This window comes from Kitasatospora sp. NPDC034533 (genome assembly GCF_055575155.1).
On record NZ_JBVITE010000079.1, the window covers coordinates 1 to 16,786 of the forward strand.

Consider the following 16,786-nt stretch of genomic DNA (forward strand, 5'->3'; position numbering starts at 1 on the left):
CCGCTACGAACGCAAGGCCGACCACTTCGCCGCCTTCGCCAGCATCGCCGCCGCCCTCATCTGCACCCGCCGACTCCCCAAATGAGATGAATTCTTAGTACCAGTGGTGGTTCTGCCAGAAGTCCCAGGCGGCGTTCGGGCTGCCGTAGCGGGTGTTCATGTAGTCCAGCGCCCACTTGATCTGGGTGGCGGGGTTGGTCTTCCAGTCCGCACCGGCCGAGGCCATCTTGGAGGCCGGCAGCGCCTGGCCCAGGCCGTAGGAGCCCGAGCTCGGGTTGGTCGCGGTGACGTTCCAGCCCGACTCGTGGGAGATGATCTGGCTGAAGGAGGCCAGCTGGTTGGCCGGGACGATCTGGGCGGCGATGGCCTGCGGGGAGGCGTCCGCGGCGGAGGCCACGGAGGGCACCACGGCGGCGCCCAGGGCGGTCAGACCGGCGGCGCCGGCAAGAATCGCGGCAGAGGTGCGCATACGGAGCTTGAAAGCGGGCATGTAGAGCAAGACCTCAATCGGGTTGGGCCGGTGTACACCCCGTTTCGACCGTGGCCGGACAGGGGCCAGACGGTCGCGGGGTGTGCATCGGCGGGAAGCCGTTCACCGGCGGGACAGGAGCCGGTGTGGCTGGCGACGAATGCCAAGGTGCCAGACCGGATCGGGGGCGGCCAAGACCCCCTCGCTACGATCCGCCGTCGTAGCCGCCGGACCGGCTCCGATTCGAAGGAGGGGCCGCGCCGGGTGCCTCGAACCGCTCTGGCCTGCGCGGATGCCTTCCGGAGCTTGGTAAAAGACGGGCAAAACGGACAGTGCTAGCCGTCGTCGTTCATCGCATCCGCGTGTGAGCGCCCTCACCGCCGGAGGCCCGGCCGCGTCGCCGACCGATCCGTCGCCGTCACTCCAGGTCACCGCCGATCGGCCTCCGTTGAGATGCCCGTCACACCCCTGGTGGGGCCGGGAACGGTGGGCGGCGCCCCTCCTTCGGGGTCGGTCGGGACCCGAAGGAGGGGCGCCGTCGCATCCGGGTAGGGCGCTCCGGTCGCTCGGCTGAACCGGAACAGGGCGGGGTGCGGGCGGCGCTCTCCCTCAGACCGGGGGCGAACGCCTGGCAGGTGCCGGCGTGGGCCCGGTCGGTCTTCCGGACATAGGTGTACGTGCCGGAGTCCGCGTCGTAGTTCATCCGGTTGACGGCGGGCGGGTCGGCGACCGGCGGTCGGCGGCGGCCGGAAGCCGCTGGAGGGGCGCGCCTCGGTCACGGTGGGTGCGTCGGTGGCGACGGAAAAGGGCGTACGGGCCGCTCGGGCTGCGGGCCGGTGCCGACCCGGGGGAGTCGAGCTGCCGTGGGCGGTGTCCGTGCCGGGGGAAATCGGCCCGGCGGTACCCATCGGGTCGATTCGGAAAATGATCGCCCGGGTGATCGAAAAATACCCGCGAATACCTTCCTGGCCCGCGATCCCCCCGACGGGAATGCGGTCGTATCGGCCCAGCGGACAGGGCGCACAAGGGAGTTGACAGTGTATTGACGAGGAGCATGGGGCGCCGTAGTGTCGCTGATCAGTAGGGCCGGTCGGGGGCTTGATCCGGCGGAGATCGATTTCTGTGTGCATCAAGGAACGGATTCACGTCGTCCAGAATCGCACCGCACCGGTGGGACGGAGATCGAATGCGACTCAACAGCTATGACGACTGGTCGCCGCTGCGCGAAATCGTGGTGGGGTCGGCCGAGAACTATCTGTCTCATGAACGCGACATGTCCTTCGACCTCTTCTTCTACGACCAACTGGCGGACGACGAGAACAACTTCGACAAGATGTACTACCCGAGCGTCCGGCGGCGGACCGCCGAGGGCGACGCTCCCGGGGACGACGCCCCGGCACGGGGACGGCACCGGATCAAACAGCGCTACGTCGACGAGCTGGTCGAGGACGTGGAGGGCCTGGCCGAGGTGCTGCGCCAGCTGTCCGTCACCGTGCTGCGGCCCCGGACGATGCGTGCGGACCAGCGGATCAGGACCCTGGCCTGGGAGGCCGACGCCATCCCGCCGCTGAACATCCGCGACAACGCCCTCATCCTGGGCGACGAGATCATCGAGACGCCGCCGCAGGTGCGGGCGCGCTACCACGAGAACCAGTTCCTGGCCGAGGTCTTCGGCGAGTACTTCGGCGAAGGCGCCCGGTGGACGGTGATGCCGAGGCCGCTGATGACGGACCGGTCGTTCGACCGCTCGTACGCCACCGGCTCGCCCGGCGGGCCCGCCGAGTACATCGAGGACCCCCGGCCGTCGGTCTACGACGTCGGCCTGGAGATGATGTTCGACGGCGCGCAGTGCCTGCGGCTTGGCGGCGACATCATGGTCAACATCGCCACCGCCAACCACGAACTCGCCGTCCGCTGGCTGGAGCGGCACCTCGCGGGGCGGTTCCGCATCCACCGGGTGCACAACCTCGCCGACAACCACATCGACAGCAAGGTGATCGCGCTGCGGCCCGGGCTGCTGCTGGTGCGCAACCAGGCGGTGGCCGACATGCTGCCGCCGCAGCTCCAGAAGTGGGACATGATCATGGCGCCGCCGCCGGACGCGAACAACTTCCCGGTCTACGACGACGGCGAGCTGATCCTCACCAGCAAGTACATCGACATGAACGTGCTCTCCGTGTCGCCCGACACCGTGCTGGTGAACGAGGCCTGCCCCGAACTGATCAGGACCCTGGAAGCGGCCCGCTTCACCGTCGTACCGGTGCGGCACCGGCACCGGCGGCTCTTCGGCGGCGGCTTCCACTGCTTCACCCTCGACACCGTGCGCGAGGGCTCGGCGCCCGAGTTCTACCTGGACTGACAGCGGTGGGCCGCCCGCGCCTTCCGGTGCCCGGCCTCGGGCCGCAGCCGGCGGGAGGTCCGTACGCACTGGCCCCCACGGGAACCGGGTACGGACCGGCCCCTCCTTCCTCCGACGACGGCATCGGGCGAGAGAGGGGCCGACGGGCCACCGGCCTCCTGGCCTCGGTGCCGGGCCTCGGTGTTCGGCACGCTGCACCAGGCCCACCGTAAATCCGTTCGCCCGGCGGTCGTCCGGCCGCGTACGGTGCGCGCATGACGAGGACCACGCCGGCCAGAGCGGTGTCCGTGGAGGCCGTGTTCCCGGAACTGGCCGCCTACCGGGCCCGGACGACCCGGTTGCACCCCAGGCCGGGGCGCCCCGGCAGGCATGACAGCCACATCGGCGGACCGATGCTGTGGCCGGAGGACGAACCGTGGCCGTTCTGCGACGAGCCGCACCGGAGCGAGACCGAGGGGTACTCGCCGGAGGACATCCGCAAGGCCCGGGCCGCGGACGTGTGGCCGTCGAGCAGGCCGTGGCCGCGCGGGGGAGCAGAGGGAACGGACGGTCCGGTGCCCTTCGTCGGGCTGGCGCAGCTCTTCCGCCGTGACATCCCCGGCCTTGCCCCCGGACCGGGCGGCGCTGACCTGGTACAGCTCTTCCGCTGCCCCTTCACGCACGACCCGCTCCTGGAGCGCCGCTACCACCTGCGGTGGCGGCAGGCCGGGCGGACGGAGCGCGCGGCACGCCTCCTCGCCGACCCGCCCCACGTGCCCCTGGTCCCGTGGGAGCACGAGATCCCCGAGCCGTGTGTCCTGCACCCGGAAGAGGTGGACACCTATCCGTGGGCGGAGGGCGACACGCTGCCCGCCTCGCTGATCGCGCGCATCGACGACTGGGACGACGCCCAGGCGGCGGCACACGGCGCCGACGCCCTCAACTACCAGGGTGACCTGTCGATCCCTCCGGGCTGGCGCGTCGGCGGATTCCCCAGCTGGGCGTCGACGGGCCCGCTGGCCATCGCTTGCGCGTCCTGCGTGGCCCCGATGCGGCTGCTGCTGACGGCCGACGGCTGCGAGACGGAGGCCGGCTCGCACAGCTGGGTGCCGCTGGAGGACCGCGACCCGGCCCTGAAGGGGAGGGAATCGATCCGGGGCGGCCGATCCGTCACCCAACCCACCCGGCTCCGCTTCGGCCGGGACCGGGACCTGCACGTCTTCACCTGCCCGGCCGACCCCGGGCACCCTCCCCGGTGGGTGCTCGCCTGAGCTTGCCGTTCGGCCTCGGCGGGCCCGGTGTTCCTTGATCGGCTCGGCGCGTTCGACGGCCTCGCCGACACGGTGGCGCTTGGTTCACTACCGGTGCTCCGGACGGGGAGGTTCTCCGGGCCGGGCGGTTCTCCGGGTGGAGCCGATGACGTGGTCGAGCGCGGACCCGTGCGAGGGTATCGGCTCGGCGGTGACGGCCATCCGGAGGGGCACGGCGGTTCCGTGAGGTGCCACTGAGGCCTTCACGCGGTTCCCGGGCGGTGACAAGGCGGTGGTCTTCGGAGCCCGGTTCACTTCCCAGGCGCGTCGGGAAGCCCCCACCGGTCCTGTGCGGGAGGTCAGTTGGCCTGGCCCGCGCTGCCGACGGGGCCGAACTTCACGGGGGAGCCGGGGGTGTCCGTGGCGGGCAGCGAGGCGGCGCCCGGCCAGGGGAGGGTGACCGCCTTGTTGTCGTCCGGCGGGGTCACCCGGAGGCCGGTGATGCGGATGCCGGAGCCGCCGGTCTTGTTGGCCGGGTAGGTGATGCCGAAGAAGGTGGACTTGCCGTTCTTGAGGACGCCGGGGACGACCGCCTCGCCGGACCGGTCCGCGGTGAGGGGGCCCGCGTTGGTCTCCAGGTCGACCTTGGCGTAGCCGGAGATCGAGCAGTCGTGGCCGCTGTGGTTCTTCAGCTCGACCACGACGGTGCGCTCGGGGTCGCCGTCGATGGTGCGGTCCGCGGCCGTGATCGTCAGGTCGGCGGCCTGGCACTTGCCGCTCTTGTCGGCGGCGGGGGAGGTTCCGGCGGAGGTGGGCTTCTTGCCGGCCGGGGCCGATGTGGTGGAGGCCGAACCACCCGTCGTGGACGGGGTGGTGGCCGTGGCCGATGCGGACGGGACGGTGGTCACGGCCGGCGTGGACGTCGGCTTGGCCTGGTCGGTGGTGGCGTCGTCGTTCTGGCAGGCCGTGAGGGAGAGGGCCGCGGCAATGGCCAGGGCCGCGAAAGTGACGTGGTGAACGCGCATCGTGTCCTCCTCGGGTACGGGTGGCAAGTGCCGGGTGCGGCAGGGTGTTTCCGGTGAGCAGGACCGCCCGGCCGGTCGGGCCGTTCCGTCCGGCGGGCCTCCAGGACAGGGCTGTTACACACGCGGTGCCGGGTGGGACGCGCACCGCCGCCTGGCCCGTCCGCCGACCAGGCCGGACGGCGGTTCCGGGCGCGCGGTTCGCCTCCCGACCGCGAGGGCGTCCGTTGGGACGGATCCGTGACCCGGCGGATCTTGATCGCGCACAGTCCCGCCGCCGGGACACCGGCCTCGCCTTCGTCGCGCCGTACCCGACAAAGGCGGTACGGGGAATGTCGGGTGACCGGAGCCGGTGCCGCCGCACGATGGGCGCATGGACGACACGACTTTGGTATCCCGCTTCCTCCGCGACGGCTTCGTGAAGCTGGAGGGGGCGGTCGCGCCGCGCGTGGCCGAGGACTGCGCGCGGCTGCTGTGGCGGGAGACGGGCTGCGACCCGCAGGACCCGTCGACGTGGACGCGGCCCGTGCACTGGGTGGGCGGCATGGCGCAGGGGCCGTTCGCCGCCGCTCCCAACTCCCCTTCCCTGCACCGCGCGTACGACCTGCTCGTCGGCGCGGGGCGCTGGGAGCCGCGCTACTCGCTGGGCACCTTCCCGTTGCGCTTCCCGCACGAGGAGGAGCCGGACGACGCGGGCTGGCACATCGAGGGGAGCTATCTGCCGGAGGGCGAGAGCTGGTACTTCACGAACCTGCGCTCCCGGGGCCGGGCGCTGCTGATGCTGTTCCTGTTCAGTGAGGTCGGTGAGGAGGACGCCCCGACCCGGATCCGGGTCGGCTCGCACCTCGACGTGCCGAAGGTGCTGGAGAAGTACGGGGAGGACGGGGCGAGCGGGCCGGCCCTCGCGCCCGACCTGGTGGCCGCGTCCGAGCACCGGCCGCTCGCCCTCGCCACCGGCTCCCCGGGCGACGTCTTCCTGTGCCATCCGTTCCTGGTGCACGCCGCGCAGCCGCACCACGGGCTGCGGCCGCGCTTCATGGCCCAGCCGCCGCTGATGCCGGCCGCGCCGTACGAACTGGAGCGGGCCGACGGCGCGTACTCGCCGGTGGAGACCGCGATCCGCCGGGGCCTGGGACTGGACACCCCCGGCCCGGACGGGGACGGCACCGGCCACGGCGGCGAGTAGACGGTGCCGCTGACCGTCGACGGCTACGGGGCACACCGTCCCCGGCTACCCGGGCCTCCCGTCCGGTGCGGACGCCGAGTCGCGGTCCCTCACAGCAGGCCGTCGCGCTGGGCCCGGTGGACGGTGGGGACGGTGGCGCCGAAGCAGAGGCTGCGCAGGAGGGTGCCGTCGACGCGGCCCAGCCAGGGGTCGGTGAGCGGTTCGGCGGAGCGCTCGTGAGGGGCGCCGACGGTGGCGGGGGCGTCCTCGCGGGCGGGCCGGACGGGCGGCTACGGCCAGGGGTAGCCCACCTGCTCGGGGTTGTGGCCTCCGCAGAGTTCGGCGGCGGTCCGGGGATCGCCCGCGGTCAGCCGCGCCACGAGGCGTATCGCCTGCTCCGACGGGTCGTCGGCGGAGATCGGGAGGGTCATCAGGAACTGGGCGTAGGGCAGATCCGTCCCGTCCCGGCCGGGGGGATGCCTCAGGACGACCTCGATGTGATCGGGTTCGTTGCGCCAGGTCCAGACGGCTTCCAGCTCGCACTCCCACCTGGCCAGCCAGTCCTCGCGTTGCCTCAGCCCCGCTTCGAGCAGCGTCGCGACCACCGCCGCGGGCCACTCCCAGCCGCGGTCCTCCTCGGCCCGCAGGACCTCGGCGTCGTACTGGTCCGCGGCGAACCGCAGTTGCGGCAGGTCGAGGTCCGGATCGGCCGCGTCGTGCCAGCCCGTCCAGACGACCTGCTCGCCGTCTCGCCGGACCGTCACGTACAGGGCGCCGCAGCACTCCTCGACGCCGCACCCGGATCGGGCGAGCCGGACCTCGTGGGGGATCGCCGTGGCGCGCAACGGCCCGCCCCGGGCCAGCAGGTACCGGATGCTCGATGCCACGTACCGGACGTTCGCTGGCTCGGACCGGGAGGGCATGCCGGCCAGCAGGTCCCGGCCGTTGACGATCGGGCGGACCTCCAGGCCGGGACCGTCGGGTGGTGGGCGGAGGATCTTCAGGTCGAGGAGGTCGGGTTCCATGGCCACCGGCCCATGGTCGCGGATCCGGTCGCGGCTGTCGCGTGAATTCGCGTGGTCCGCGCTCGGGGCGGCGGCCGGGGCCCGGCGAGGCCGTCCGAAGCGCTCGCAGGGCCCACGGTGCGCGGCCCGTCACGCCGCCACCCCGCTACGCCGTCTTGACCGCCCCGCCGTCGATGAGGTGGTCGGCTCCGGTGGTGCTCGCCGCGAGCGGCGAGGCGAGGTAGGCGATCAGGGCGGCGACCTCGGCCGGCTCCACCAGGCGCCCCGTCACCATGCCCATCGTGGCGGGCAGGTCGGCCACCAGCTGCTCGCGGGTCAGCCCGAGCGAGGCGGCGAGCCGGGCGCCGTAGCCGTCGGGCGCTTCCCACATGGCCGTGCGCACGGGCCCGGGTGACACGGTGTTGACGCGGACGCCCCGGGGCCCGAACTCCTCCGCGAGGGCCTTTCCGAACGCCGTGAGGGCGGCCTTCGCCGTGGTGTACGGAACCGGGCCGGCGTGCGGGACGCGCGCGCCGTTCGAGGACACGTTGATGACGGCGCCGGCGCGTCGCAGCAGGCTGGGCAGGGCGGCGCGGGTCGTACGGACGGCGGCGAAGAGGTTCAGGCCGTAGATCTCCGCCCACTGGTCGTCGTCGAAGGACAGGAATCCGCCCGACGCGTCGCCGTCGCCTCCGCCGACGTTGTTGACGAGCACGTCCAGCTCGCCGAGTTCCGCCAGCGCCGCCTCGATCAGTCGCGCCGGTCCGTCGGTGGCCGCCAGGTCCACCGGGACGGTGATCGCTCCGAGGGCCTTGAGCTCGGGCGTCACCGTCCGCGTGGCCGCGACCACGCGCATGCCCTCGTCCGTCAGCGCCGCGACCGTGGCGAGCCCGATCCCCTTGCCGGCTCCGGTCACGACGGCGGTTCGCCCACTCAGTCGCAGATCCATTCCATGCCTCCCCAATGCATCGTTGATGACGCAATGAAGCTATAACTTGCAACACTGGTGTAGCAAGTCATGGTGGTGAAGCGACCGCGGTGTAGTTTTTCCGGGTGACCACGCCACACGAACGCTTCCGCCTCGGAGACAAGCCCCTGCGCGCCGACGCGGAACGGACCGTGCGCGCGATCCTGGAGGCCGCCGAGCGCGTGCTCTCGGACGATCCCGCGGCCACCATGGAGCAGATCGCCGAGGCCGCCGGCGTCGCCCGCACCACCGTGCACCGGCGCTTCGCCACCCGCGAGGCGCTCGTCGACGCCCTGACCCGCTGGGCGGCCTTCCGGTTCGCCGCCGTCGTCGACGGCGCGCTCTCCGACACCGCGCCGCCCCTGGTCGTCCTCCACCGGGTCACGGCGGACGTGCTGCGCGTCAAGATCGGCTGGGGCTTCGCCATGACCCGGGCCGCCGCCTCCGCGGACCCGGAGATCGCCCAGGTGCACGCCGACGTCCTCGGCCAGTGTGACGGGCTCTTCCGCCGCGCGCGGGACACCGGACTCCTGCGGCCCGACGCCGACGTCCAGTGGGCGCGGCGCTGCTACTACGCGCTCATCCACGAGGTGGCCCACGGCGGCACCGCCGACGCGGACGTCGACGCCCTGGCCACCCTGATCGTGGACACCCTGCTGCGGGGCTTCGGCGGCGAGCCCGGGCGCACGTCCACCGGGCTCTGAGGCTCGCGGCCCCTCGCGTCGGCCTGCATCTCACCGGACCGGGCGTCGACCATCGATGCGGTGGTGAGGGGACGCGGCAGGGGCGCGAACCACGGCACGTCACCGGTGTTCGGAACAGTGGCCCAGATTGCGGCGCGCCGCCCTCACCCTGACGTTCGTGCGTTCGGCGCGAGGACAGCGGCACAGGCCGGTGGCATGCTTCCTCGGTTGTGCAGGGCGGTCGTCGACTGCGGTGACTTCGGGCATCGGGACCGACCACGGGGGAAACGGCTTCGCTGCGGGCCCATGGCCCCGGCATGATTCCCACCGTGCATGAGGACAAGGACCACCTCGGGCGGACGCGGTACACGCTGGCTGAGACGGAGTACGGCCGTGTCTGGGGCGTCTGCGCCGAGGCGGAAGGGTTGTTCGGGGAGCCCCGGCGCGGGACCTGCGAACTGTTGGGATGGGATTCACCAACAGAGATACGCGGTTGGGCCGGCAGCCGGGTGTGGTTGGTGCCGGAGGACAAGGCGTTCGGTCCCTGGCTGCTGGAGGACGTGGAGAGCCTGGGGCAGCAGCCCGGGACGGACAGTCTCGTGCTCACCGGCCTGGACGACCACGAAGAACCACCCGAGGGATACAGGGGCCCGGTCCGACTGCACGACGGACGCCGGTGGCTGGGCTCCTGTCGAGAATTCGCCCGCGTCCTGTCGGCCGAGCAGTCGGCACCACTGCTCGTCCTGCGGGGGCTTGCCCCGAGCGAACGACTGCGGACGGCATTGAGGAAGGGCACCCGGCAGGCGTTGGACCTGGGGCAGGCTGCTCTGGAGATACGGGACGACCGGGGCGAGCCGCTCACCGATCGACTGCTGTGGGCCACGGTCAGCGCATGGCGATCATCCCCTCACGGAGCAGACCTGATCGACCTGGAACTCGGCGGGGGACTCTTCACACCCGTTCCCGAATACGCCCGGCCCGTCTGGGAACGGTGGTTCGCCGGACCGCCGGCCACCCCGGCCGCCTGGGTCGGCCTCGACACCCGGCGTCGCGGCGCCTGGCTCGACCTCGTCCGTGAACGGGCTTGTCGACGTACTCTCGCTGACCGGTCGGCTGGGCATGCCTACGAGATCGACGGCCGGCACATCACCGACGAGCCAGGCCTCTACCTCGCGCTGGGCGAGGCGGTGAACGGGCCGGGCGGCTACTTCGGAGGTTGTCTGGACGCCCTCGCCGACTGCCTGCGCGGGACCTTCGGCTACACCGCCCCCGCCACCCTGCTCTGGCGGGATGCCGTGACCGCAGGCGAGCACCTGTCCCAGGTACTGACACCGGACGGCCGGTCCTGCGACCTGTTCGCCGATGTCCTCGACGTCTTGGAGAAGGGCGGCATGCGCGTCACCCTGGGGTGAGCTGCGGTCCGCCCGCCGATCATCGCTTCTCTACCGCCCTGACCGTGGCGGGCCTCCGCGACGCGGTTGACCACGAGGCCCGGCACTACCGGGACCTGTTCCACCAGCGGTCCGGGCTCCTGTCCGCCCAAGGCACCCCACACTTCTGCTCGGACCCCTACTCCAACGACGCGTTCTCGGCGACGCACGTGAGATCCACATCGAGTACTGCGGCCAGTGGGACTCATGAACCGACCGGCAGGACCTCGCCGCCCATGACAGCGGGCCCGGAACCGCAACTTGCGGTCCGGAATCGGGTGATGACTCGCTGGAGGGTAGGCGGTACGTCGACCAGCTCCGACACGATCAGACAGAGTCCATGACGGAGTTCGGCAGATTCGTTCCAAACCGCTGGATTCCTGGTGAGGACCGCGGAGAGCAGATCACCCGGGTAGAGGTCGCCCTCTGCCAGCGGGTTCTCCCGCAGAAGCTCCACTGCCATCGGAGATACCGCAGTCCCACCTCCTGTCCGATCAAGAGGCGCATGGCCTCCACGGTCAGCTCGCCGATCGGCTGACGCGGAAGGGCAGGCACGGTTGCGACGAGACGGGTCGCGTCAGCCGGAGGGGCCGGCCAGCGGTCACCTTCAAGCTCATCGAGGGAGCGGTCGCGGCTCACGGGGCGGGTCACTGGCTGATTGTCCCGTGTCGGGAGCGTGGCCTGAGGCGTTCGGACAGTGCCGATACGCGACTCGGCGGTTTCCGGACGGAAGCGAGGAGCGAGCAGGCCCAAGCGCACAGGCACATGACCAAGGAGTGCGACTTCCCTGGCCCAGCGCCTGTCCTTCGCCGGGAGTCGGCCCCAGACATAGGGGGATTCGGCCAGGGCGCATTCTCGGATGCGGGCGGAGGAACCCCGTCCCTATGATGGCCCGATGTCGATCAAGCAGGTCCAGGTCACCTTCGACTGCGCCGAACCGCAGCGCGTCGCCCGCTTCTGGTCCGAGGTGTTGGGATACACCGGACCGCAGCTGCCGGAGGGGTACGCCACCTGGGAGGACTTCGACCGCGAACGGCCCGCCGACTACCAGGGCCCGGCCTGGGCGGCCTGCGCCGACCCGTCGGGCGTGGGCCCGCGGCTGTACTTCCAGCGCGTTCCCGAGGGCAAGGTCGTCAAGAACCGGGTGCACCTCGACGTGCGGGTCGGCACCGGGCTCGTGGGCGAGGAGCGGGTGGCCGCGCTGGAGGCCGAGTGCGCGCGGCTGGTCGCGCTCGGCGGGGTGCGCCTGTACCTGCTGCGTGCCGACGGCGTCAACGAGTCGTGCCTGGCGATGCAGGACGTCGAGGGCAACGAGTTCTGCCTCGACTGACGGCGTCGGCCCGACGGCCGGTTTCCCGGGAAGGAACACCAGATCCATGACCACGCTCTCGCTGCCCGTCGGCACCGAACGGCTCCTGCTGCGCCGGTTCACGCCCGACGACCTCGACGACCTGTACGCATATCAGGGCCGCTCCGAGGTCGCCCGCTACCTGTACCGGCCACCGCTCACTCGTGACCAGTGCGCGCAGAGCCTGACCCGGCGTGCGGCCGGCGCCGCGTGGGCCGAGGACGGCGACGACCTGGTGGTCGCCGTCTGCCCGCTCGGCGAGGCGAAGGTCGTCGGCGAGGTCGTCCTGAAGCTCGCCAGCGCGCGGTCGCGCCAGGTCGAGATCGGCTGGATCTTCAACCCGGCGTACGGAGGCCAGGGTTACGCGACCGAGGCGGCGCGTGCCGTCGCCGAGCTGGCCTTCACCGAACTGGGCGCCCACCGGCTCTTCGCCCGCCTCGACGTGCTCAACACGGGGTCGGTGCGGGTCTGCGAACGCCTCGGCATGCGCCGGGAGGCGCACCTCGTCGAGAACGACCTCGACGGCGAGCGCTGGGGCAGCGAGTACGTCTACGCGACGCTCGCCCGGGAGTGGAAGGCCGACCAGGCCTGATCGCGGGGCAGGCTGGACGAGTCTCCAGTCGTGCGGGTTCCGTTCGCACCGGCCTCCGCGACGTGTGAACGAACGGCGGTGGCCGATCTGATGAGGCCGGGCGCCATCAACTCCTGGACACCCCAGGGTTCTCGGCCTACTCCGTGCCTGCCGCTCCGAGCTCGGGGGCTGATCGTGCCGGGTCACGTGCGGCTGCCCCGATTTCCGCGCCGCAGGATCGGCTGCAGCACGGCGCGTCGGCCGAGACAGCGATGACGGGAATCAGGTCAAGGCCGGAGGCGATGTGCCCGTTCCGCCGGGTACGGTGGCGCCTGGGGCGAGGGAGCCGACGAGGGCGACTGACATGCCTGTCACGGCCGTGAATCCGTGGCTGAATTGGGGAGGAACACGGGCAGGTCCTGAGAGTGCGCCCCAGTCACTGAACGTCAGGCCGGTTCGGAAGCTTGTCGATGAGGCTGGGACTGATAGGCAGATTGGCTGTGCCATCGAGATCACCGACCGAAGGAGAACACCGTGGAGAAGCCGCCCGCCCACTACCGGCAGCTCGCCGGCGACCTGCGCACCGCCATCCTCAACGGTCAGTACCCGCCCGGTACGGTCCTCCCGAGGATCACCGACCTCGCGGATGAGTACGGCATCTCCAAGCAGACCGCCCGTGAGGCCATCGCCGTCCTTGAAGCCGAGGGTCTGGTCGAGGTCGTCCGCCGGCGCGGCACCGTCGTGCGTGCCCTGCCCCGGCGTCAGAAGCTCTCCCGCGTCCGCCAGGTGCTCCGGGACGCCCGAGGCTACTACTTCGACCCCGCGGCCCAGCCCTGGGTCGCACTGCGCGAACCCACCGTCACCTGGGCGCCCGCACCGCATGACATCAGTGACCTCCTCGGCGTAGCGCTCACCACCGAGGTCCTCCTGCGTGACCGCCTCATGGGTGACCCGGACACCCGTGAGCCCACCCAGCTCGCCACCAGCTACCTGCCCTCCGCCGTCGCACGTGGCACCAGGCTCGCCGAGGCGGATACCGGCCCCGGCGGCATCTACGACATCCTGGAACGCGACCTCGGCCACGGCCCGCTGGCCTGGCACGAGACCATCACCTCCCGCATGCCCACCCCGGCGGAGACCGTCGACCTCCAAGTCCCCAAGGGCACACCGCTGTTGCGGATCATCCGCACCGCGACCGGCACGGACGGGACCGTTGTGGAGGTCAACGACACCCGGATGCGGGCCGACAGGTACGAAATCGGCTACCCGATCACCCGCCACCCCACAGCCGAGTGGCCCGGGGCCCGCGCGGCCGGCGCGGAGGCGTAGGAAGCAGGGCTCGCGGAGGCCGGGCGTCGTCATGAGCTGATCGGCCGGTCGGTGCAGCCATTGGCCGGGGGCCCGGGCGTGGGCACAGGCTGAGCCGGGCAGCGTCGTCGGTTCACTCCGGAGTGGGAGGGGGTTCGCCTGGCAGTGGCAGGTGAACCCCCTCATCGCGGTCCCCAGACCCACGGGGCGGGGTGGGCGCCGCGCAGGCAGGCGATCCAGTGGGCGGCCAGCCGGCGGGTGCGCTTGTCGAGGTGGGCGCGGCGCACCGTCTCCATGACCGTGGTGAGGACGACGATGTCGCGCACGGTCCGGTAGCCGGACCAGGCGCCGATGTAGGGGCGGTCGGGGGCCCGATCCTCCTGCTCGTAGGAGAGGTAGGAGGCGGCGTAGGTGCGGTGGTCCTCGCGCGGGCCGGCGAGCAGCTCGCTGCGCCAGCGGGCGGCGACCAGGTCCCACTCGCGGTGCCCGCGCCACAGCCGTCGGCGCAGCAGGAGCCCGACGTGGACTCCGTCGTCGTGGACGGGAACCATACCGAGGGTGCCGAGGACGACGGTGTCCGGTGTCGGCCAGTAGAGGTAGTCCCACTCCTCACGCAGTTGTTCCGCGTGCTCGCGCAGGAAGCGGCGGGCGGGATCGTCCAGCGGGGCGTGGTCCAGGCCGTCGAGCAGGCCGGCGAACGGGTCGTGCTCCTGGAGCCACGGTGCCGCCGCCGGGTCGATCCGGTGGGTGAGGGCGGTCACCCATGCGGACAGGGAGGTGTCGCCGCTCGGCGAGCCGCACTGGTGCCAGAAGCTGACGGCCTGGCCGTTAGCGGCGGCACGGATGTCGGTGAAGTACGGTGCGACAGCGGCGACTTGGTGCTCCCGGAGGAACTGCGCGCCCTTGACCAGGGCCCAGGCCTCGTCCGCGTTCGGGTGGACGATGGCGAGTGCGCACGGGCGTGAACGCAAGCTGAGCGACCACAGGTGGTTCGGACTGTCGCTGACCAGCTGGGCCTGCCAGGTGCCGTTGCCGGTGGCCTCGCAGGCCTGCGCCAGGGCCTCGAAGGAGGCCGCGACGTCCGGGCGGCGGGTCGCGGTGATGGTCTTGAGTAGCGTGGTGGTGCGGGTTCCGGCGCTCATGGCGCAGTCCTCGGTGCGAAGTGGACGGATGGGAAGGGGAGGCCCCGGGGCGGCTCGGGGTGATCCCGGGGCGCGTGCCGCGGGTGTGCGCCCTGCCCGTGCTCCGACACAGCGATGAACGCGTGGGGCTCGGGCGCGCACTCGAACCAAACGACCTTCGTCCGGCTCTCGTGGTCAACCTCCACTCCCCAGGAGTCGGACAAGGCATCGGCCAGGACCATCCCCTGTCCATTGGTCAGTTCCTGGCCGAACTGCTCACGGGCCACCGGCTCTTCAGTGCTGGAGTCGGTGACTTCCACGCGGACTGCGGTGCCGGTCCAACTCGCGGTGACCTGCACCGGTTCTCCCGTGTGGATGACAGCGTTGTTGATGAGCTCGGCGGCCAGGAGCTCGATGTCGTCGATCCGTGGAATGCCGAGTTCGGGCAATCCCCAGCGTCGGATGCCGTCGAGCAGGCTGCGCCGCGTGTTGGCGGCGTCCTCCTTGGTGGGGGCTGTGTGCAGGACCAATGGGAGGGGCCTGCGTGTGACTTGCGTGGGGTCCGGTCGGCCGGGGCGCAGGGATTCAGGCATGGGTGTACCCCCAAAGCACGGAGACGATCACCAAGCGTGCGGTGGTGGCCACGGTCGGTGAGTGTGTGATGTACGTTCCCGCAGACCGGGCAGGAATGCAAATGAGCCAGAACCGTGAATTCGCGGCTGGTGGGAACTGGCGTTCCCGGGGGACGCACACCGGACTTGACTGGTAGTCAGCAGCGCAGATAGGGGTGGCGTCATGGCACCAGCAAAGAGGTCACGCGCTCGGATGGCGGCCCCAGTCGACGGCTCCGGTCCGACGTTCCTTGGTTCGCTCCTCGGTCAGATGTTCCGGCAGATCCGGGAGCAGCACAGAGCGAGCCGGGAGGAGGTCGCACAGATCCTGGACGTTTCCGTGCACGCCGTCGCCCGGCTTGAGACGGCAGAGAACAAGGGGACCGTGCCACAGGTCCACATGCTCTGCTCACACTTCAAGGTCCCGGCGGAGACTGCCAGTCACATGGAGCGATTGGCCAGGAAGGCGTTCCAGAGAGGCTGGTGGTCGGAGTATGACGAGCCATTGGGCGGTGCGTACGCGAGCATCGTCGCCGTCGAGAACCTGATCGCGGTGTCGGGAACCGGCGAGATGCGCATCTGGGAGCCGGAGATCTTCCCCGGCCTCTTCCAGGCGCCTGAATACATCCGAGCCCTGTTCCAGCAGCATGAGGTTCTGGCGAAGAGCACTGGCGAGCGTCCTTGGCCGGCGAGCCTCTCGCTCGACGAACAAGTTCAGAGCAGGCAGAAGCGGGCACTGATCCTGGAGGGCGAAAACCCGCCCAGGATCTGGGCGATCATCGGCGAGGGCGCCTTCCGCAAGAAGATCGGCGGAAGCGGTGTGATGCGCAAGCAGATCGAGCACCTGCACGAGCTCTCCCAGCGCCCCAACATCACGATCCAGGTGATGAAGGACGACATCGGCTACCACCCCGGCGTCTCCGGGCCGTTCACGCACTACATCTTTTCCAAAGCCGCAGACCACTCAGTCGTCTACCACGAGGGCCCGAGCAGCTTCGGCGACAGTCTCCCGCTGATCGCCAAGCACGAAGCCGTCTTCCGTCAGCTCCAGGGCAACGCCACGAGCTTCCATGACGCCCGGTCATACTTGCTGGACACCATCTCGTAACCGGCGAGTTGGGCATCCGCCAGGAAGGATGGCCATGCACGATCGCACCACCGGTACCACCCCGACCCAAGGAGCCGGCGGCTGGCACAAGTCCAGTTACAGCAACGCGCCGAACGACAACTGCGTCGAGCAGGGCTTCTCGGACGACAGCTTGACCGTCGCGGTCCGGGACTCCAAGGAGAAGGGCCTCGGCGCGGTGCTCCGCGTCTCGCCCGAGGCGTGGACGAGCTTCATCGCCGCTGTCAACACCGGAGAGTTCCAGATCCCCTAGCAGATGATCAATGAGGAAGCGGGGGACCTTGACGAAGCCGACGCCAAGGTCCCCCGCTTCTAAAGATCTCGTCCACATTGAGGGTGGTAGTACGGGAGCGACCTGGCCCCTGTGAATGTT

General features: G+C 70.9%; 16 protein-coding genes and 1 pseudogene. 10 read left to right on the forward strand and 7 right to left on the reverse strand.

Features of this window, described 5'->3' with window-relative positions:
- Positions 1-94 precede the first annotated feature (94 nt).
- The gene (locus ACZ55U_RS34585; RefSeq protein ID WP_465532741.1) at positions 95-469 is read right to left on the reverse strand and encodes an aggregation-promoting factor C-terminal-like domain-containing protein; all 375 of its coding nucleotides are present in this window, start codon (positions 467-469) and stop codon (positions 95-97) included.
- Between the two features lie 1,186 nt (positions 470-1,655).
- Between ACZ55U_RS34585 and ACZ55U_RS34590 the strand changes: the two genes are divergently transcribed.
- Both ACZ55U_RS34590 and ACZ55U_RS34595 read left to right on the forward strand, forming a co-directional pair.
- Positions 1,656-2,828 (forward strand): glycine amidinotransferase, encoded by a 1,173-nt coding sequence (locus tag ACZ55U_RS34590; RefSeq protein ID WP_465532743.1) that lies wholly within the window; start codon positions 1,656-1,658, stop codon positions 2,826-2,828.
- A 254-nt stretch (positions 2,829-3,082) separates the two neighbouring features.
- Positions 3,083-4,078: a hypothetical protein gene (locus ACZ55U_RS34595; protein WP_465532745.1), complete on the forward strand. Its 996-nt coding sequence runs from the start codon at positions 3,083-3,085 to the stop codon at positions 4,076-4,078.
- 338 nt (positions 4,079-4,416) lie between these two features.
- On the opposite strand, the gene ACZ55U_RS34600 is transcribed toward ACZ55U_RS34595, so the two are convergent.
- Positions 4,417-5,082 (reverse strand): DUF4232 domain-containing protein, encoded by a 666-nt coding sequence (locus ACZ55U_RS34600; protein ID WP_465532747.1) that lies wholly within the window; start codon positions 5,080-5,082, stop codon positions 4,417-4,419.
- Positions 5,083-5,452: 370 nt separating this feature from the next.
- Between ACZ55U_RS34600 and ACZ55U_RS34605 the strand changes: the two genes are divergently transcribed.
- Positions 5,453-6,265, forward strand: coding sequence for a phytanoyl-CoA dioxygenase family protein (locus ACZ55U_RS34605; RefSeq protein ID WP_465532749.1), 813 nt, complete (start codon positions 5,453-5,455; stop codon positions 6,263-6,265).
- A 269-nt stretch (positions 6,266-6,534) separates the two neighbouring features.
- Here ACZ55U_RS34605 and ACZ55U_RS34610 read toward each other — a convergent pair whose 3' ends face one another.
- Positions 6,535-7,269 carry a hypothetical protein gene (locus tag ACZ55U_RS34610; RefSeq protein ID WP_465532796.1) on the reverse strand — a complete coding sequence of 245 codons (735 nt, stop codon included), beginning with the start codon at positions 7,267-7,269 and terminating at the stop codon, positions 6,535-6,537.
- Between the two features lie 145 nt (positions 7,270-7,414).
- On the reverse strand, positions 7,415-8,197 hold the full coding sequence (locus ACZ55U_RS34615) for an SDR family oxidoreductase (RefSeq protein WP_465532751.1): 783 nt from the start codon (positions 8,195-8,197) through the stop codon (positions 7,415-7,417).
- Between the two features lie 104 nt (positions 8,198-8,301).
- Here ACZ55U_RS34615 and ACZ55U_RS34620 point away from each other — a divergent pair, with 104 nt between their 5' ends.
- Together ACZ55U_RS34620 and ACZ55U_RS34625 are read left to right on the forward strand one after the other, a co-directional pair.
- Positions 8,302-8,919, forward strand: coding sequence for a TetR/AcrR family transcriptional regulator (locus tag ACZ55U_RS34620; RefSeq protein ID WP_465532753.1), 618 nt, complete (start codon positions 8,302-8,304; stop codon positions 8,917-8,919).
- Positions 8,920-9,215: 296 nt separating this feature from the next.
- Positions 9,216-10,310 (forward strand): barstar family protein, encoded by a 1,095-nt coding sequence (locus ACZ55U_RS34625; protein ID WP_465532755.1) that lies wholly within the window; start codon positions 9,216-9,218, stop codon positions 10,308-10,310.
- A 223-nt stretch (positions 10,311-10,533) separates the two neighbouring features.
- On the opposite strand, the pseudogene ACZ55U_RS34630 reads toward ACZ55U_RS34625, so the two are convergent.
- A pseudogene (locus tag ACZ55U_RS34630) lies at positions 10,534-11,093 on the reverse strand (contact-dependent growth inhibition system immunity protein).
- 130 nt (positions 11,094-11,223) lie between these two features.
- Between ACZ55U_RS34630 and ACZ55U_RS34635 the strand changes: the two are divergent.
- The 3 genes from ACZ55U_RS34635 (at position 11,224) to ACZ55U_RS34645 (ending at position 13,576) form a co-directional block, all read left to right on the forward strand.
- A complete protein-coding gene (locus ACZ55U_RS34635; protein WP_465532757.1) occupies positions 11,224-11,658 on the forward strand; it encodes a VOC family protein in 435 nt (144 codons plus the stop codon).
- Positions 11,659-11,704: 46 nt separating this feature from the next.
- On the forward strand, positions 11,705-12,268 hold the full coding sequence (locus ACZ55U_RS34640) for a GNAT family N-acetyltransferase (RefSeq protein ID WP_465532759.1): 564 nt from the start codon (positions 11,705-11,707) through the stop codon (positions 12,266-12,268).
- Between the two features lie 513 nt (positions 12,269-12,781).
- Complete coding sequence (locus ACZ55U_RS34645; RefSeq protein ID WP_465532761.1) at positions 12,782-13,576, forward strand: GntR family transcriptional regulator; 795 nt, start codon at positions 12,782-12,784, stop codon at positions 13,574-13,576.
- A gap of 161 nt (positions 13,577-13,737) precedes the next feature.
- On the opposite strand, the gene ACZ55U_RS34650 is transcribed toward ACZ55U_RS34645, so the two are convergent.
- Complete coding sequence (locus tag ACZ55U_RS34650; protein WP_465532763.1) at positions 13,738-14,697, reverse strand: hypothetical protein; 960 nt, start codon at positions 14,695-14,697, stop codon at positions 13,738-13,740.
- Complete coding sequence (locus ACZ55U_RS34655) at positions 14,694-15,206, reverse strand: ATP-binding protein (RefSeq protein ID WP_465532764.1); 513 nt, start codon at positions 15,204-15,206, stop codon at positions 14,694-14,696. Before ACZ55U_RS34655 ends, ACZ55U_RS34650 begins: the two co-directional genes overlap by 4 nt.
- A gap of 352 nt (positions 15,207-15,558) precedes the next feature.
- On the opposite strand from ACZ55U_RS34655, the gene ACZ55U_RS34660 reads away from it, so the two are divergent.
- Entirely contained in the window at positions 15,559-16,395 is an 837-nt protein-coding gene (locus tag ACZ55U_RS34660; protein ID WP_465532766.1) for a helix-turn-helix domain-containing protein, read from the forward strand.
- 34 nt (positions 16,396-16,429) lie between these two features.
- Complete coding sequence (locus tag ACZ55U_RS34665) at positions 16,430-16,666, forward strand: DUF397 domain-containing protein (RefSeq protein WP_465532768.1); 237 nt, start codon at positions 16,430-16,432, stop codon at positions 16,664-16,666.
- Positions 16,667-16,786: the final 120 nt, after the last annotated feature.

Bases quoted from the DNA above. Each gene is read 5' to 3' on its own strand.
- ACZ55U_RS34635 (WP_465532757.1), top strand. From the start codon at position 11,224: ATGTCGATCAAGCAGGTCCAGGTCACCTTCGACTGCGCCGAACCGCAG.
- ACZ55U_RS34590 (WP_465532743.1), top strand. From the start codon at position 1,656: ATGCGACTCAACAGCTATGACGACTGGTCGCCGCTGCGCGAAATCGTG.
- ACZ55U_RS34610 (WP_465532796.1), bottom strand. From the start codon at position 7,269: ATGGAACCCGACCTCCTCGACCTGAAGATCCTCCGCCCACCACCCGAC.
- ACZ55U_RS34625 (WP_465532755.1), top strand. From the start codon at position 9,216: ATGATTCCCACCGTGCATGAGGACAAGGACCACCTCGGGCGGACGCGG.
- ACZ55U_RS34665 (WP_465532768.1), top strand. From the start codon at position 16,430: ATGCACGATCGCACCACCGGTACCACCCCGACCCAAGGAGCCGGCGGC.
- ACZ55U_RS34615 (WP_465532751.1), bottom strand. From the start codon at position 8,197: ATGGATCTGCGACTGAGTGGGCGAACCGCCGTCGTGACCGGAGCCGGC.
- ACZ55U_RS34595 (WP_465532745.1), top strand. From the start codon at position 3,083: ATGACGAGGACCACGCCGGCCAGAGCGGTGTCCGTGGAGGCCGTGTTC.
- ACZ55U_RS34640 (WP_465532759.1), top strand. From the start codon at position 11,705: ATGACCACGCTCTCGCTGCCCGTCGGCACCGAACGGCTCCTGCTGCGC.
- ACZ55U_RS34660 (WP_465532766.1), top strand. From the start codon at position 15,559: ATGTTCCGGCAGATCCGGGAGCAGCACAGAGCGAGCCGGGAGGAGGTC.
- ACZ55U_RS34650 (WP_465532763.1), bottom strand. From the start codon at position 14,697: ATGAGCGCCGGAACCCGCACCACCACGCTACTCAAGACCATCACCGCG.
- ACZ55U_RS34605 (WP_465532749.1), top strand. From the start codon at position 5,453: ATGGACGACACGACTTTGGTATCCCGCTTCCTCCGCGACGGCTTCGTG.
- ACZ55U_RS34585 (WP_465532741.1), bottom strand. From the start codon at position 469: ATGCGCACCTCTGCCGCGATTCTTGCCGGCGCCGCCGGTCTGACCGCC.
- ACZ55U_RS34600 (WP_465532747.1), bottom strand. From the start codon at position 5,082: ATGCGCGTTCACCACGTCACTTTCGCGGCCCTGGCCATTGCCGCGGCC.